At 63.3% G+C, this 16176-nt stretch carries 12 protein-coding genes; 7 read left to right on the top strand and 5 right to left on the bottom strand.

The features are described 5' to 3' along the window. The first annotated feature begins 198 nt into the window (after positions 1–198). The 5 genes from BM43_RS12345 to BM43_RS12325 are packed head-to-tail and all read left to right on the top strand — an operon-like array spanning position 199 to position 8786. Entirely contained in the window at positions 199–3717 is a 3519-nt protein-coding gene (locus tag BM43_RS12345; protein ID WP_036055394.1) for a response regulator, read from the top strand. 16 nt (positions 3718–3733) lie between these two features. Continuing rightward, entirely contained in the window at positions 3734–4588 is an 855-nt protein-coding gene (locus BM43_RS12340) for a CheR family methyltransferase (protein ID WP_017919732.1), read from the top strand. Positions 4589–4593: 5 nt separating this feature from the next. Beyond that, positions 4594–5214, top strand: coding sequence for a chemotaxis protein CheB (locus tag BM43_RS12335; RefSeq protein WP_036055395.1), 621 nt, complete (start codon positions 4594–4596; stop codon positions 5212–5214). Beyond that, positions 5214–6341, top strand: a complete 1128-nt coding sequence (locus BM43_RS12330; RefSeq protein WP_080742082.1) for a hybrid sensor histidine kinase/response regulator — start codon at positions 5214–5216, stop codon at positions 6339–6341. Before BM43_RS12335 ends, BM43_RS12330 begins: the two co-directional genes overlap by 1 nt. 12 nt (positions 6342–6353) lie before the next feature. Next, complete coding sequence (locus tag BM43_RS12325; RefSeq protein ID WP_088555584.1) at positions 6354–8786, top strand: hybrid sensor histidine kinase/response regulator; 2433 nt, start codon at positions 6354–6356, stop codon at positions 8784–8786. Positions 8787–8825: 39 nt separating this feature from the next. Here BM43_RS12325 and BM43_RS12320 read toward each other — a convergent pair whose 3' ends face one another. Beyond that, positions 8826–10199, bottom strand: coding sequence for a sigma-54-dependent transcriptional regulator (locus tag BM43_RS12320; protein ID WP_036055396.1), 1374 nt, complete (start codon positions 10197–10199; stop codon positions 8826–8828). 358 nt (positions 10200–10557) lie between these two features. Between BM43_RS12320 and BM43_RS12315 the strand changes: the two genes are divergently transcribed. Next, the gene (locus tag BM43_RS12315) at positions 10558–10956 is read left to right on the top strand and encodes an FKBP-type peptidyl-prolyl cis-trans isomerase (protein ID WP_013691373.1); all 399 of its coding nucleotides are present in this window, start codon (positions 10558–10560) and stop codon (positions 10954–10956) included. 139 nt (positions 10957–11095) lie between these two features. On the opposite strand, the gene BM43_RS38780 is transcribed toward BM43_RS12315, so the two are convergent. Continuing rightward, entirely contained in the window at positions 11096–11443 is a 348-nt protein-coding gene (locus BM43_RS38780; protein ID WP_080742083.1) for a SymE family type I addiction module toxin, read from the bottom strand. A gap of 426 nt (positions 11444–11869) precedes the next feature. Between BM43_RS38780 and BM43_RS42675 the strand changes: the two genes are divergently transcribed. Beyond that, complete coding sequence (locus BM43_RS42675; protein WP_080742084.1) at positions 11870–12844, top strand: bifunctional GNAT family N-acetyltransferase/NUDIX hydrolase; 975 nt, start codon at positions 11870–11872, stop codon at positions 12842–12844. Positions 12845–13187: 343 nt separating this feature from the next. Here BM43_RS42675 and BM43_RS40340 read toward each other — a convergent pair whose 3' ends face one another. From BM43_RS40340 to BM43_RS40330, 3 genes are all read right to left on the bottom strand, one after another. Beyond that, positions 13188–14000, bottom strand: a complete 813-nt coding sequence (locus BM43_RS40340) for a CBS domain-containing protein (RefSeq protein WP_144417650.1) — start codon at positions 13998–14000, stop codon at positions 13188–13190. Positions 14001–14095: 95 nt separating this feature from the next. After that, positions 14096–14869 carry a T6SS immunity protein Tli4 family protein gene (locus BM43_RS40335; RefSeq protein WP_126241679.1) on the bottom strand — a complete coding sequence of 258 codons (774 nt, stop codon included), beginning with the start codon at positions 14867–14869 and terminating at the stop codon, positions 14096–14098. Between the two features lie 405 nt (positions 14870–15274). Then, entirely contained in the window at positions 15275–16144 is an 870-nt protein-coding gene (locus BM43_RS40330; RefSeq protein ID WP_126241678.1) for a T6SS immunity protein Tli4 family protein, read from the bottom strand. Positions 16145–16176 lie beyond the last annotated feature (32 nt).

Below are 16176 nucleotides of genomic sequence, written 5' to 3'. Positions count from 1 at the left end.
TACGTTTTCGAATAAACAACTCGCCCGAAGGGAAATCCGCCGCTATCGCGGTGATTGTTTCGCGGATCGGTCGAGGCCTGTACAGTTCGACCTCTTGTGGGACGACGTGTGCCGGCCGGATTGACCAGTCTGCGCCACACGGGGACGAAATCGGCTTGAAAGCCGATTCGAATGGGGTGAATCGATGAAAAGGCATACATGACCGACGCTATCGACCAGCGTTCCTTCCGCAGGATCATTCAGCGCAACATCGCGCTCCCGCTCGTGATGGGCCTGGTGAATGTCGCGGTGTTCATCGGCCTGGTGGTGTACCTGGTCTCGACCATGAGCTGGGTGGAGCATTCCGAGCGAGTCATCGGCGACGCCAACGAGATGATGCGGCTGGCCGTCGAGCGCCAGTCGTCGAGCCGGGGCTTTTTCATCACGGGGGATGAGCGCTTCCTGTCCCAGTACGAGGTCGGCGAGCGCCAGTTCCAGTCCGAGCTCGATTCCCTGGTGAAGCTGGTGCAGGACAATCCCCCCCAGGTCGAGACGCTCAAGCGTATCCAGGCGATCCATGCGCTGTGGAACCGCTCGGTCGACGAGGTCATCGAGCTGCGGCGCAAGGGCGCCGACTACAGCGGCGCGATCCAGGCTGGCAAGGGGCAGCGCGAATTCGACGAGACGCGCCGCGAATTCACCTCCTTCCTGGATATCGAGCTGGCCTTGCGCCAGCAGCGCAGCGCCGCCGCGCGCAGCCTGACGGCGGTGGTGGTCGGCACCTTCCTGCTGTTCAGCCTGCTGGTGAGCGGTGTGCTCGCCTGGCGCGGCCGCCGCGAGCTGCTGGAACTCTCCGGCACCTACGACGACGCGCTGCGGCAGGAGCTCGAACATACCGAGGTGCTGAAGCGGCAGGTCTGGGTGCGCTCCGGCCAGCGCCTGCTGGCCGAGAAGATGGTCGGGCAGAGCAGCCTGGCCTCGGTGGGGCAGGCCACGCTCGATTTCCTCGCCAACTATCTCGACGCGCTGGTTTCCGCCCTGTACGTGCGCGATGCCGCGGCCGGCGACCTGCGCCGGGTGGCGACGCACGGCTTCAGCCACGAGCAGGCGAGCGGCGGCAGCTTCCGGGATTCGGAGGGCCTGGTCGGCCAGGCCGCCTCGTCACGGCGCACGGCCGTGCTGAAGGACATCCCCGCCACCTACCTCACGGTGACGTCCGGGCTGGGCAGCGGGGTGCCGCGCAATCTCGTGGTGCTGCCGGTGGTCAATGACGACGTGGTGAACGGCGTCATCGAGCTGGCCTTCATGCGCGACGTCGAGGACCGCGATCTCGAACTGCTGGAGCTGATCGCGAACAGCGCGGGCGGCTTCATCGCCGCCGCGCAATATCGCGAGCGCCTGCAGGAAACCCTGGCCGAGGCGCAGCAGCTCAACGAGGAAATGCAGGTCCAGCAGGAGGAACTGCGTGTCGCCAACGAGGGGCTGGAGGAGCGGGGGCGCGCGCTGATCGATTCGCAGGCGCGGCTGCAATCCCACCAGGCCGAACTCGAGCAGACCAATGCGCAGCTCGAGGAATACGCGCAGCGCCTGGAGCGGCAGAAGGCGGAACTGGTGAGTGCCCAGCAATCGCTTTCGGCCAACGCGGCGCGGCTCGAACAGACCAGCCGCTACAAGTCCGAGTTCCTGGCCAACATGTCCCACGAGCTGCGCACGCCGCTGAACAGCTCGCTGATCCTGGCCCGCCTGCTGCAGGAAAACCGCGGCGGCAACCTGACCGACGAGCAGGTCCACTACGCGCAGACGATCCACAGCTCGAACAGCGACCTGCTGAACCTGATCAACGACATCCTCGATTTGTCGAAGGTCGAGGCCGGGCACATCGTGATGGAGCCGGAGACGGTCGTGCTGGATACCGTCATGCGGTCGATGCGGGAAATGTTCTCGCCGATCGCCGAGGGCAAGGCGCTGACGCTGACCATCACGCGTGCGCCCGGCACGCCCGGCACGATCGTGACCGATCATCAGCGGCTGGTGCAGATCCTGCGCAACCTCCTCTCCAATGCGCTGAAGTTCACCGAGCGCGGCGAGGTCGCCCTGGGCATCTCGGTGGATGGCGCGGGCGAGATCCGCTTCGAGGTTCGCGATTCGGGGATCGGCATCGCCGCGGACAAGCTCGAGATGATCTTCGAGGCGTTCCAGCAGGCCGACGGCTCGACCAGCCGCCATTACGGCGGCAGCGGCCTGGGCCTGTCGATCTCGCGCAAGTTCGCGGAGCTGCTGGGCGGGCGCATCGACGTGGTGAGCGAACCCGGCGCGGGCAGCGTGTTCACGCTGCGCCTGCCGCTCGACCTGGCCATGCCGGCCGCCGCGCTGGACCCGGCGCGCGCCGCGCAGCAGGCCGACGTCTTGACCGCGCCGCAGGACGCGCGCGAGGCGCTGCGCGCCACCGACGTCGCGAACCCCGTCGCCCAGGCGAATGGCGGCGGTCAGGGCGGCCAGGGCGGTCATGGCGCGATGCTCGCGAAGCCCATCGCCGACGATCGCGACAACCGGCATCGCCCGGGCCGCCTGATCCTCGCCATCGAGGACGACCTGGTATTCGCGGGCATCCTGCGCGATCTGGTGCACGAACTCGACTTCGACTTCGTGCACGCGGCCGACGGCAGCTCCGGCGTCGCGCTGGTGCGCGACATGCAGCCCACGGCGGTCCTGCTCGACGTCGGGCTGCCCGATCGCTCCGGGCTCACCGTGCTCGAATGGCTGAAGAGCGATCCGCTCACGCGCCATATCCCGATCCATATCGTGGCCGCCACCGACCATATCGCGAAGGCCCTGCACCTGGGTGCGGCCGGATACACGCTCAAGCCTGCCGCGCGCGCGACGCTGGAGGACGCGATCCGGCGCATCGAGGGGCGCCTGCAGCATCGTCTCAAGCGCGTGCTGGTGATCGAGGACGACACGGCGATGCGCGAGGGCATCCGCGACCTGCTCACCAACGAGACCACCGAGATCGTGGCGGTGGACACCCTGGCTAGCGCCCTGGAGAACCTCAACCTGGTCGATTTCGATTGCGTGGTGACGGATCTCGCGCTGCCTGACGGCACCGGCTACGACCTGCTCGAAACGCTGGCCGCCGATCCGGCGCGCGCGCTGCTGCCGGTGATCGTCTACACGGGCCGCGCGCTGTCGGCCGACGAGGAGCACCGCTTGCGGCGCTATTCCAAGTCGATCATCATCAAGGGCGCCCGCTCGCCCGAGCGCCTGCTGGACGAGGTCACGCTGTTCCTGCACAGCGTCGAGTCCACCCTCGCGCCGGAACAGCAGCGCATGCTGCGCACCGTGCGCCAGCGCGACGACATCTTCGAGGGCTGCTCGATCCTGCTGGCGGAAGACGATGCACGCAACATCTTCGCGCTCTCGCACGTGATCGAGCCGCTCGGCGCCAAGCTGTTCATCGCGCGCAACGGGCGCGAGGCGCTGGAGCTGCTCGAACAGGGGCACAAGATCGACCTGATCCTGATGGACGTGATGATGCCGGAGATGGACGGCCTGGCCGCGACGGCGGCGATCCGGAAAGACGCGCGCTTCATGCGGCTGCCGATCATCGCGCTGACCGCGAAGGCGATGGAGCACGACCGCATCCGCTGCATCGAGGCGGGCGCGGACGACTACATTTCGAAGCCGATCGATATCGACAAGCTGGTGTCGCTGTGTCGTGTCTGGCTGCGGCAGCGCTAGGATGGAGACCGCCGGCATGGAATCGCAATACGGTGACGACGACGTCGAAGCGCTGCGCATGGATAACTTCGACATCGAGCTCAAGCTGCTGCTCGATGCGATCTACCTGAAATACCAGCACGATTTTCGCCACTACTCGCTGCCCTCGCTGCGCCGGCGCCTGACGCAGGCGCTGGTGGAATTCGGCCATCCGACGCTGTCGCAACTGCAGGACCGCATTCTCCGCCACGAGGACGAGTTCACGCGCCTGTTCCAGTACCTGACGGTGCAGGTCAGCGAGATGTTTCGGGATCCCGCTTATTTCCAGGCGCTGCGCGAGCAGGTGCTGCCGGTGCTCGGCACCTATCCTTCCATCAAGGTGTGGGTGGCGGGATGCAGCAATGGCGAGGAACTCTGGTCGCTGAAGATCCTGTTCGACGAGGAAGGGCTGACGGATCGCACGATGTTCTACGCGACGGACATCAATCCCGACGCGCTGGCGCGTGCCGAAGCCGGCATCTATGCCGCCGACCGCATTCCGGGCTTCTCCCGGAACTATCTGGAGGCGGGCGGCAAGCGGTCCTTGTCGGATTACTACCATGCCGCTTACGGTGGGGCACGCATCGCGTCCCGGTTGCGCGAGCGGGTGGTGTTCGCCGACCACAGCCTCGCGACCGACGAGGTGTTCCTCGAGGCGCATCTGGTGTCGTGCCGCAACGTGCTGATCTACTTCGAGCGCGAGCTGCGGGAGCGCGCGCTGGCCCTGTTCGAGCGGACCCTGGTGCGGCGAGGTTTCCTGGGCCTGGGGATCAAGGAGAGCCTGCGTTTCTCGGGCCAGCATCCGGCCTTCGAGGATTTCAGCCGGCGTGAACGCATCTACCGGAAACGCTGACGGCCATGTCGTTACCTGCTTCGTCTCCACCCGGCGCGCTGCCTGCTCCCGCCCGGCCGTCCTACGAGGCGGTCGCGATCGGCGCGTCGGCCGGCGGCATCGAAGTGCTGGCCATCCTGCTCGGCGCGCTGCCCGCCGCGTTTCCCGCGATCGTGATGGTGGTGGTGCACCTGCCCACCGATGCGCCGAGCCATCTGGCCCAGGCGCTCGCGCGGTATTGCCTGCTCCCGGTGCAGGAGCCCGATGCCGGCGAGCCGCTGGCCGCCGGTCACGTTTACGTGGCGCCGCCCGATTATCATCTGCTGGTTGCCGACGACCTGACGGTGGCGCTGTCGGTGGATGCCCGCGTGGCCTTTTCCCGTCCGTCGATCGATGTGCTGTTCGAATCGGCGGCTCATTGTTTTCGCCGCCGCCTGCTGGGCGTGCTGTTGTCGGGTGCCAACGACGACGGCGCGGCGGGGCTGGCCCGCATCCGTGCCGCGGGCGGCACCGCCTGGGTGCAGGACCCGGCCACGGCCGAAGCGTCGGCCATGCCGCTGGCGGCCATCGCGCGCGGCGCGGCGGATGAGATTCTTTCTCCGCTCACCATGGCCGGCCGGCTGGCCGCCTTTTCCGCTTACTCCTGATGCAGACCATGGCTTCTGTCAACATTCTCATCGTCGACGACATCGCCCACAACATCACGGCCTTGCAGGCATTGCTGGCCCGGGATGGCGTCAACCTGCTGGTGGCGCAATCGGGAACCGCGGCGCTGGAGCTGTTGCTGGTGCACGAGGTGGCGCTGGCGCTGCTGGACGTCAACATGCCGGACATGAACGGCTTCGAGCTCGCCTCGCTGATGCGCGGCAGCTCGCGCACCGCCCATGTGCCGATCATCTTCCTGACCGCCACCACCGAGGAAGCCTCGCGCACCTTCCGCGGCTACGAGGCGGGCGCGGTGGACTTCCTCTACAAGCCCGTCAATCCGCAGATCCTGCAGGCGAAGGTGGATGTCTTCGTGCAGCTCGAACGCCACAAGCGGCTGCTGGCCGAGGAGTTGCAGACTTCGCGCGCGCTGCTCGCGGCCAACGAGATGCTGATGGCGGTGCTCGGGCACGACCTGCGCACGCCGCTCGGCGCGGTGCTGTCCTCGGCGGAGTACCTGCTGCGCGAGCCGAACGGCCCGCAGACGGTGAAGGTGGCGAACCGCATCAAGAGCAGTTCGCAGCGCATGGCGCGGATGGTCCATCAGTTGCTGAATCTCGCGCGCCTGCAGGGCGGCAGGCTTCAGTTGCAGCGCGAGGCGGTGCAGCTCGGCACGCTGTGCCGCTCGATCGCGGACGAGTTCCGCGGCGGCGACGGCGGTGACCGCGTCGAGATCGTCGAGCGCGGCGACGGCGCCGGCAACTGGGATGGCGACCTGCTATGGCAGGCGATTTCGAATCTCGTCAGCAATGCCCTGCAGCATGGCGCGCCGGACAGCGTGGTGACGGTGGAGGTCGATGGCGAGGCGGTGAACCGGGTGTCGGTCAAGGTCCGCAATCGCGGCGTGATTGCCGAGAACGTCGTGCCGCATCTGTTCGAGGCCTTCGGGCCCGGCGCGGCCGACACGCCGCGCCGGGCCGGCCTGGGGCTGGGGCTGCACATCGTCGAGAAGATCGCCCAGATGCATCGCGGCACGGTGAAGGTGGTGACGGACGAGGCGGATCACACCACGTTCCGTATCGAGCTGCCGCGCTCGGACGAACGTGACGAGACGGCATCGCGCGGGTAAGCCGATGGATTGATGGACGTGACGCAAGCTAGACAGATCATGAACAGTGCGATGAACCAGATGGCCGGTCCGATGGGGGACTGGCAAAGCGGATGGATTGGGGATACCGAGGACCATGCGATCTGCCTGCTGTCGCCGCAGGGGCGCATCCTGACCTGGAATCGCGGCGCCGAGCGCGCCTGCGGCTACCAGGGCACGGAAATCATCGGCCAGGATTTTTCCTCGTTCTATCCGGAGAAGGCCTGTGCCGCCGGCGCGCCCGCGCAGACGCTGGCCGCCGCGGCCGCGCACGGCCGCCATGCCGAACAGGGATGGCGCGTGCGCAAGGGCGGCGCGCCATTCTGGGCCGATGCCGTCGTGACGGCCTTGCGTGGTCCCGGCGACGCCCTGCTCGGCTTCGTCAAGGTACTGAGCGACATCAGCGACAGGAAGGCCGCCCAGGATGCGGCGCTGGAAAGCGAGCGCCAGTTCCGGATCCTGGTGCAGGGCGTGGTGGACTACGCGATCTTCATGCTTTCCCCCGATGGCCATGTCGTCAGCTGGAACCCGGGTGCCGAGCGCATCAAGGGTTACGCGTCCGAGCAGATCATCGGCTCGCATTTCTCGCGCTTCTATACCGAGGAGGACGTGGCCGCCGGGGTTCCCGAGAACGCGCTGGAAACGGCACGCAGGAACGGGCGCTTCGAGGCCGAGGGATGGCGGGTCCGGCGGGACGGCAGCCGCTTCTTCGCGCATGTGGTGATCGACGCGATCCGGCACGAGGGCGAACTCGCCGGCTTCGCGAAGGTGACGCGCGACATCACCGAACGCCAGCAGGCGGCCGAACAACTGGAGCAGGCGCGGGTGGCGCTGTTCCAGGCGCAGAAGATGGAAGCGCTGGGGCGGCTCACCGGCGGCGTCGCCCATGATTTCAACAACGTGCTGCAGGTGCTGCGCGGCAACCTGGATCTGCTGACGAGCCGCCACGAAAGCGACCCCTGGACCATCGAGCGCCTGCAGAAGGCGATCGACGCGACCGAGCGCGGCTCCCGGCTGGCCACGCACCTGCTGGCCTTCGGGCGGCAGCAGGCGCTGCAGCCGGTGGTCGTGAACCTGGAGCGGCAACTGCGCGACATGGACGACCTGCTCAGGCGCACGCTCGGCCAGTCGATCGACATCGAGACGCTGGTGGCGCCGGGGCTCTGGCACACCATGATCGACCCGCATCAGTTCGAGAACGCCGTGCTCAATCTCGCGGTGAATGCCCGCGAGGCGATGCCCGAAGGCGGGAAGCTGACGCTCGAGCTGGAGAACGAGGCGCTCGACGAGCGTTACGTGGCGGCCGAATCGGACGTGCCGCCGGGGCAGTACGTGATGCTGGCCGTCACCGACAACGGCGTGGGCATGCCCGCCGAGATCCTGGCCCGCGCCTTCGATCCGTTCTTCAGCACCAAGTCTGAAGGCGCTGGCACGGGGCTCGGCCTGAGCATGGCCTATGGCTTCGTCAAGCAGAGCGGCGGCCATATCCGCATCTACAGCGAGGTGGGCTACGGCACCACGGTGAAGGCCTATTTCCCGAGGTCGGCCGGGATGCCCGTCGGCGCGCCGCGCACGAGGCCCGGCGCGATTCATCAGGGTAGCGAGACGGTGCTGGTGGTGGAGGACGATCCTTCCGTGCAGTCGACCGTGATCGACACGCTGACGGGCCTGGGCTACGAGGTGCTGAAGGCCAACGACGCGCTGCAGGCGCTGGCCGTGATCCGCAGCGGCGCGCATATCGACCTGCTGTTTACCGACGTGGTGATGCCCGGGCCCTTGCGCAGCCCGGAGATGGCGCGCCAGGCCAAGCAGTTGCTGCCGAACCTGAAGATCCTGTTCACCTCGGGCTACACGCGCAATGCGATCGTGCATGGCGGGCGGCTCGACCCCGGGGTGGAGTTGCTGAGCAAGCCTTATAGCCGCCAGCAACTCGCGACCAAGCTGCGCCAGATGCTCGCCGTGAGCGGCGAGCCCCCCGCGCTGCCCGCCGTGGCCGCCATGTCCGGCGAGGCGACGCCGAGCAGCCCGCAGCCGCAGGACGCGCCGGCATGCGGCGAGGTCGTGGGCCGGCGGGTGCTGGTGGTGGATGACGACGCGGATTCGCTGGAGGCGACGGCGATGCTGCTGGAAATGGGCGGCCACGTCGTGCTGCGCGCGGAGGATGCGCGCCGGGCCTTGGCGGTGCTGGACAGCGAGGCCTGCGACATTCTCCTGACGGACCTGGCCTTGCCGGATATCGACGGCATGGAGCTGGCGAGGCAGGCGGTGCATGCCCATCCGCACCTGCGCGTGATCTTCGCGTCCGGCCACGTGGTTTCCAAGGCGGCGGACCTGGCCTTTGCCTGGACCGCCTTGCAGAAGCCCTTCGATGCGGATCAGCTGTTCGGCGCCGTGCAGAAGATATCGCGGGCGCAGCCGACGGCGTGACCCGGCACGCCGCGTGAGTGCGGTGCGCCGCTTCCCCGCTCAGGCCATCTGGTCGTCGCTCGCCACGCCGTCCTCGAACAGCGCGAGACGGTTGTAGAGCGTCTTGAGGCTGATGTCGAGCACCTCGGCGGCATGGGTCTTCACGCCGCCGCATTTGGCGAGCGTGCCGAGGATCATCTGGCGATCGAGCTCGTCCAGCGGGGCGCCGAGCTCGACCGATACCGAATCGCCGAACTCGGCTTCGTTGCCGGCCACCTCGACCGTGATCGGCGGCGGCAGCGTCTCGATCAGCTCGCCGTCGCTGAAGATGCGGGCGCGCTGCACGAAGTTGCGCAGCTCGCGCACGTTGCCCGGCCATTTGAAATTGGCGAGCGCGGCCAGGGCGGCCGGCGCGAAACGCATCTCGCTGCCGGCCTGCTCGTTCAGTTGCTCGAGAAACGCGCGGGCCAGCATGGCGATGTCGTCGCCGCGCTCGCGCAGCGGCGGCAAGGTGATCGGGAACACGTTCACGCGGTGATAGAGATCGGCGCGCAGCCTGCCGTTGGCGATCGCGGCCTCGGGATCGAGGTTGGTGGCCGCCACGATGCGCACGTCCACGTCGAACTCCCGCAAGCCGCCGAGCCGCGTCACGCGCCCCGTTTCCAGCACGCGCAGCAGCTTGACCTGCGATTCCATCGGCATCTCGGTGATCTCGTCGAGGAACAGCGTGCCGCCGTGGGCGCGTTCGAAGAAGCCCTTGTGCTGACGATCGGCGCCCGTGAAGCTGCCCCGGTCGTGGCCGAACATCTCGCTCTCCACCAGGTTCGCGGCGATCGCCCCGCAGTTGATGGCGAGAAACGGGCCGGTGCGGCGCAGGCTCAGGTCGTGGATGGTGCCCGCGGCGAGTTCCTTGCCCGTGCCCGATTCGCCCTTGAGCAGCACCGAGGCGCTGGTCCTGGCGACGCGGTTGATCGCGTCGTACAAGGTCTGCATGGGCGGCGAGGTGCCGAGCATGCGCCCGAAGCGGCCGAGCTGCTGGAGCTCCTGGCGCAGCGAGTCGATTTCCGCGCGCAGGGCGCTCACGCGCGGCAGGCGCGAGAGGATGCGCGTGAGCCGCTGCATGTTGACCGGCTTGACGAGGTAGTCGCTCGCGCCGCGGCGCAGCGCGTCGATCGCGGTTTCCAGGCTCGCATGGCCCGTCATCAGGACCATCTCGCAGTGCGTGCCCTTCGGAAGATCCTTGAACAGATCCATGCCGTTGCCGTCGGGAAGCACCAGATCGCACAGGATCAGGTCGGGGGGATTGCCCGCGATCAGGCGGCGGGCTTCCGCGAGCGTCGCCGTGGTTTCGCAGCGCAATTGCTGCGATTGCGCCAGGGCGGCGAGCATGTCGCGGGAATCCGCGTCGTCTTCGACAACCAGTACGTAGGACACGAATACTCCAGGGGTGGATCAATAGGCCGTGGCGCAGGCCGGGTTGTGCTGCGGGTGGCGATATGCCGGAACTGCGGTGTGGCTGTTAAAACCTTCGACGCTGGATCGAGGGGGGTGAGGGTATCGGAGGCACGCCGATTCCCGAGCATGTAAAAAGCGCGCAATCATACAGCGCGCTTGTAATCCGTTCCGCCTCGACGCCGTTTCCACGGCTGCGCGGCGAGCCGGCATCTGCATCCCCGCGCTTGGGCGGACGATTCAAGCAAGAGCCGGGCCTGCCGCGCGTCGGTCGCCGGATCGGCGAGACCGTCACGCGCTGCCGATATAATGGGCGCGCCTTTCAACCATGGGATATCGAATGAAATCACTGATCGCTCTGCTCGCTGCATCGTCCTTCGCCGTGTCCGCGTTTGCCGCCAACGTCGTCGAGAAGCTGCCCTCGGGCGTGGTCGTCGAAACCCTCAAGGCGGGCACCGGCGCGCAGCCGACCGCCAGCGACGTGGTGCGCGTCAACTACGTCGGCACGCTCGCCAACGGCACGGAGTTCGACAACTCGGCCAAGCACGGCGGTCCGGCAACCTTCCCGCTCGGCGGCGTGATCCCGTGCTGGACGCAAGGCGTGCAGAAGATGAAGGTGGGCGGCAAGGCCAAGCTGACCTGCCCGGCGGCAACGGCTTATGGCGATCGCAGTGTTGGGGTGATTCCGCCGAATAGCCAACTGACGTTCGAGGTGGAGCTGCTGGGGATTGGGCAGTAACGCTCGCTCAGTCACTCACTCAGGATATGTGGTGCAGGAGCCCGGCCTTGGCCGGGCTTTTTTGTGTATGGGATGCTGGCTCGAGGGGGCGCATGCTGGGCGGTTGATGCTGCGCTTCGCGCAGATTGGCGCCCGCCGGTTATTCCGATTGGCGTGCCGTCCCACGCGATTTTTTCCGTGGCTTCATCCGGCGGCGAACTCCCGTTGTCTGGGCGAGGCTAAGGATTCCATGTCGAGTGATGTCAACCTCCGATTCGTCGATCGGCGTGATGATCAATTGGCCCATCGTCACCTTGATGCGCGCGCGATGCCCAGGGATGAAACCGGCATCTTCCAGCCAGTAGCCGGCAAGTCGCATCCAAGGGAACGTGGTCATTTCGGTTCTGTCTTTCTTTGGGTCGAATTCGCCGAGGTAGCGCCAAGACTCCCGAATGGTTACGGAGCGGTCGGGGAAACTGTATGGTGCGTTATGATTCTTTTCAGCCATTGTTAACTCCCATGTGAGTTAGTGGTGGTTAGCGGCCTATGGGTGTGTCAGCACTCGTGGGCCGCGCTCGTTTACGCGGCGGGTTTGAGCGAGAGAAGGTGGCATGTTTTGTATGCCGGTGAAGGCTCGCGCCTGCGCGATAACGTAGGGATAGAGTAGCGCGGGTTGGGGGCGGGGAGGTTGGGACTGGCCGTTTGGGATAGGGCGGGGGAGCTGGGAATGGCGGCGCATACCGGTGGGCTGGGTAGTCCAATCGATGGCGTAATGAGTTACCAATGCATGTGGTTATTATTCTGAGCAATGGCAGCAACCGGCCATGAACGGACGGTCGACGACAGCATGTAAATCGTTGAAAATCTCGCATCTTAGGTTCGAGTGCAGTTCACCTTACAAGGCGTTGTTAGCTTCTCAACGGAGATATGAGCGATGGCCTCGAAAAGCATCCGCCGCGCAACGGCAGATGACGTACCTGTGCTTACACAGATTCGAAACGATGCGCATGCGAAGAAGGTCGCGTACCGTGACTATGCGTGGGGGAAGGACGGGGACGGATTTTCGGAAAACTGGGTACGAAACAATGTCTCTCAAAAGGATGTGTATTTAGTTGAACTGGAGGGCACTCCAGTCGCAACGTTTTCATTCGTTCTAGATGAGGACAAGCATTGGGGGCCTCAAGAACCGATCGCCGGTTATGTCCATGGCCTTTCGGTTCGGAAGGGTTTTAACGGACGTGGGCTCGGCAGATTTATGCTTGATTGGTGCGGTAACAAAATTAGCGCCTTGAATCGGCGTTTTATTCGACTCGACTGCGCCGTCCACAACGCAATGCTGTGCGCTTACTACGAATCGCTTGGGTTCATCCGCGTAGGGCAGTACGCCGAGCCAAAAGCTGGCGGCTATATATGGTCACTCTACGAGAAAGCTGCAAATCCGTTGCGCGAGCGGCCATCGGCCAGGCTTCTAATAACCACTCCAAAGCGGCGCGTGTTGTTATTCCGTTTCGTCCACAAGACTGGCGCGCTCGCTGGTACGGCCTATTGGGCAACGCCGGGCGGCGGTGTCGAGCGTGACGAGACGTTTGCAGACGCGGCGATACGCGAGCTTCGCGAAGAAACGGGCATTCGCAAGGCGCGGGTATCACAGCCAGTGGGACGACGCGAATTGTTCTTGCAGTTGCCGGACGGTGAGCACGTGTTCGCCGTCGAGCAGTATTTCGTCGTCGATACCGACACCGAATCCATTTCACGTGACAGTTGGACCGCGGAAGAGAAGGAAGTGATGGCGGATCATCAATGGTGGAGCCGAGAGGAACTGTTGAGCACCACCGAGACCGTCTATCCTGAAGAACTAATTCAGATGCTCGATAACGCCGGAGTTTTCGGCGCTGAACGTCCGATATGAAGCAAACCAGACGACCGGAATGGGTCGAAAGCCGCCGGTTGCGCTGTACGGCTTTAGGCCAGGCCCGGTCGTCCGTCGCCGTGCACGGACGTACATTCGCGCGACCGTTCTATGTGTCATAACCCGCCGTTGAGTTCGCTCGAACGCGAACGACTGATTTTGACCGCCAACGGTCTGGTCTCGAGGGCGGCAGCGAGCAGCATTGTATAGATCGACAATCGCGAAGACGCCTGAACAGCGTCGTGAATGCCACGAGCTAGTCAACTCGGCGCTCTTGGATCTTCATGAGCGCACAGCTCGGTCGCCATGACGAGGCGCGACGCGAACGATCCGCGATCTCTGGTTACATAAGCTCGAACGGAGACAACACGCCCGCGAGGAGCGTTTGTTCTTTCCCGTCGACTCGATGGGTCTCAACGACAAGCCAGAGGGTTGGGCCGTCCTGTCGCGGCACTCCGGCTAGCGCCTTGTCGATGGAGTCCGTAGCGCGGAGAATCGCTTCGGGTCGGACGTCCTTCAGTTCCATTCCCTCTGAATTAGCATCGGCGATCGACTTTCCCAGACGCTGCGCCTTCTGATTAACGCTGACGTTCAGATATCGTGCGAGGCCGAGTTCCGATATGAGGTGCCAACTGTTGCCGAGATTCACGGGTAAAAACGAGAAAGAGTGCATGAGCATCAACTGTCTTGCGTGCGCCACGGGTTGCCACGGATCAACCGTGATTGGCGACTTGACCATTACGTCGCCTACTTCAAGTTTGCTGTTCATCATTAAGGCCTCTTCAAGTCCAATGCACAGTTCAATTGCTGCTTCGGTTGCGTGCCGGGCGTAGGCTCCGGTATGCATTGCGTCGTTACGTGCCTGTCTGACTGTCCGATATAGGGCGTCGAATGTCTTGAAGGTCGCCGGAAATAACTGCGGCAAATCTTTAAATAGTGGCGATATCTGCGCGCACATCCCAATCCGCTCCTTGTATTCCCTCATTGCGTCTTGTCTACCAAGCAAGCGCAATCCGAGCGCTTCAATGACAAAGCAAATTTCCGTAAAGCTCTCAGAATCAGCAAGCGCGGCGTATCGGGCGGCTCGCAGTTCGTCGCGGTAATACACTCGCTCACCTGCGCTAAGCGGACGCAGCGGCACTTGCGCTCTTGCCATCGATAATCTCGCTTTAAATTAAAATCGTTGATACAGGATTGTAAGTCTGCTAAGGCAATAATTATAAGGATAAGCACGGGCGGCTAGTGTGACAATCAACGCCGTTTAAGCGAGTTTAAGATTTCATCCCACACGACAAGTAGCTGGTTTTGCTCACTTTCCGAGACAGGTCCATCGGAATCCAGCTTAATGTCAATCCATGGATCCCGTGCACGATCTTCGCCAGGCATGGCAGTCCATTCGCACGACGCGGTGTTGGCAGATCTGTCAACGACGTCATGCTCATCCCCATCGCGGCCGGCCACGTTCCGGGAACGACTACGTAATGTCTTTGATGAACTCGACACGAGGTTCGCGAGGGCGGGCGGAAGGCTAGACAGGCGCTCGATGATATTTTTTTGCGTGCCACGACTAGCCGTGTCGGTGCCTACGCCAAATCCGCTTTTGGATTCTGGCAAGTCACCGATCAGATAGACAGATTCCAGATCCGAAGGAGCGCCAGGGATGAATCCGTTGTCGATGCAGAAACCTGGCTCGGTCGGGGTTTCCAGATTGTGGCGAGGTCGCACGGATTGCATCAATTTCGCTATGGCCACCTTTGCTCCAGCGACGGAATCACTCAAAACCTGCACGGAAAATGAGAACGCCACGTCTTGCTTGAGGATGTACGCTCGCATTGTGTGGAGATCCTCGCCATCGTTCGACAACTGAAAAACTCCCCCATCTGGCATGTCGATCGGTGGACTGCTCAGTGGGCCCGTTGCCATGCTTGCGGCTACGGGAGCCGCTTGGAGAATCGCTTCGTGCATTTGTTGAGCGTTCGACGGCGACCGAGCATCGATACGAATGCCATTGACCGACTGTGCCATCTTGAAATGGTCAGCGGACCGAGGAAAGTCTACGGTATAGCGCCCCACACACACGGTGCGCATGGATTCGGATGTCGGCCTGAGCGAACTAGACGTGTTCGCATCCTGTTGATGATTGCACCCTGCCAGCGTTGCGAGCGCGACGGCGACAAGGCATGTGGCGAACGTAGAGGCCACTTTCATGCATCTACCCAATCCACTTTCTGTGCAAACTTGGTGACTGCATATTTCGTGACTGGCATCATGTTGCTTGTCTCCGGTAAATACACGCTCTGATCGAAGCCATCAAGAGTCGCGGGCGTTGCTCCGGTAGAAATTCACCCTCGACGTCTGAGGCTTCGTGTCGAGACGCATGACACCGGCCTCGAATCACTCAACGGTAGCTTTTGAAGCAAATCGAGAAAATCAACGACGCTTGAGCGAATGCAATATGACATCCCATGTGCCAAGGAGTGAGTCGATCTTTTCATCTTGCACTGCCTCATTAGAGAAGAGCGTCGCATCAATGCCTGGCTCATGCGCGCCATCTTCCTCGGGCATGGCTGCCCATTCAAACGAAGCTGCTTTCGATGACTTGTCGATCAGATCATATTCGTCACCTTTGCGGCCGGCGATTTCCCTTGACTCGCTGCGCAGAATCGTTGATGAACTGGAGACAAAATTCGCAAGCGGCAGGGGGAGATTCGACATGCGAGAGATGATGTTCTCTTTGGTGCCACGGCTGCCGGTATCGAAATTGACTCCAAATCGACTATCGACTTCCGGCAAATTAACCACCATGCTTACTGACTCTCCGCTCTCTCGATCCCCGGGGATGAATCCGCGCTCAATGCAAATCCCAGCTCCCTTCGGGATATCAAAGTTTTCGCGAGGCAGAATGGCTTGCATTAACTTCGAAATGGCGATTTTTGCGCCAGCAACTGAATCGGATAAAACTTGGACGTTGAATGAGTACAGTATGTCTTTCTTTAAAATGTAACCGCGAACCGTATGTAGATTTTGCGTGTCGTCCGAAATCTGGAAAATTGAAGTTTCGGGGGCGTTGGCAGGTAAGCTGGTCAACTTCGATGGGGCTTTGTCAGTATCAGCTTGCGCGTCTTCGGCAACTTTATGCTGCTGTAGTTCTGCATTGGCGGGATACTGCACGTCGATCTGAATTCCATTGATCTTCTGTCCGATTTGAAGATCGGTTGCGGATTTCGGGAGATCGATTGTGTAACGGCCGACGCAAACAGTATGCATTGATTCCGCCGCTGGCTGGGGTAGATGGCTCATGCTTAAATCCTGATGTCGATTGCAGGCAGCAA

This window comes from Burkholderia gladioli, from assembly GCF_000959725.1.
In the GTDB taxonomy this organism is placed as follows: domain Bacteria; phylum Pseudomonadota; class Gammaproteobacteria; order Burkholderiales; family Burkholderiaceae; genus Burkholderia; species Burkholderia gladioli.
The sequence above is the reverse complement of the archived record's forward strand: the minus strand, read 5'-3'. Positions and strand labels throughout refer to the sequence as shown.

Bases quoted from the DNA above. Each gene is read 5' to 3' on its own strand.
- BM43_RS12335 (WP_036055395.1), top strand. From the start codon at position 4,594: ATGTCGTTACCTGCTTCGTCTCCACCCGGCGCGCTGCCTGCTCCCGCC.
- BM43_RS40335 (WP_126241679.1), bottom strand. From the start codon at position 14,869: ATGGCACAGTCGGTCAATGGCATTCGTATCGATGCTCGGTCGCCGTCG.
- BM43_RS12330 (WP_080742082.1), top strand. From the start codon at position 5,214: ATGCAGACCATGGCTTCTGTCAACATTCTCATCGTCGACGACATCGCC.
- BM43_RS12345 (WP_036055394.1), top strand. From the start codon at position 199: ATGACCGACGCTATCGACCAGCGTTCCTTCCGCAGGATCATTCAGCGC.
- BM43_RS12340 (WP_017919732.1), top strand. From the start codon at position 3,734: ATGGAATCGCAATACGGTGACGACGACGTCGAAGCGCTGCGCATGGAT.
- BM43_RS42675 (WP_080742084.1), top strand. From the start codon at position 11,870: ATGGCCTCGAAAAGCATCCGCCGCGCAACGGCAGATGACGTACCTGTG.
- BM43_RS40330 (WP_126241678.1), bottom strand. From the start codon at position 16,144: ATGAGCCATCTACCCCAGCCAGCGGCGGAATCAATGCATACTGTTTGC.
- BM43_RS38780 (WP_080742083.1), bottom strand. From the start codon at position 11,443: ATGGCTGAAAAGAATCATAACGCACCATACAGTTTCCCCGACCGCTCC.
- BM43_RS12325 (WP_088555584.1), top strand. From the start codon at position 6,354: ATGGACGTGACGCAAGCTAGACAGATCATGAACAGTGCGATGAACCAG.
- BM43_RS40340 (WP_144417650.1), bottom strand. From the start codon at position 14,000: ATGGCAAGAGCGCAAGTGCCGCTGCGTCCGCTTAGCGCAGGTGAGCGA.
- BM43_RS12315 (WP_013691373.1), top strand. From the start codon at position 10,558: ATGAAATCACTGATCGCTCTGCTCGCTGCATCGTCCTTCGCCGTGTCC.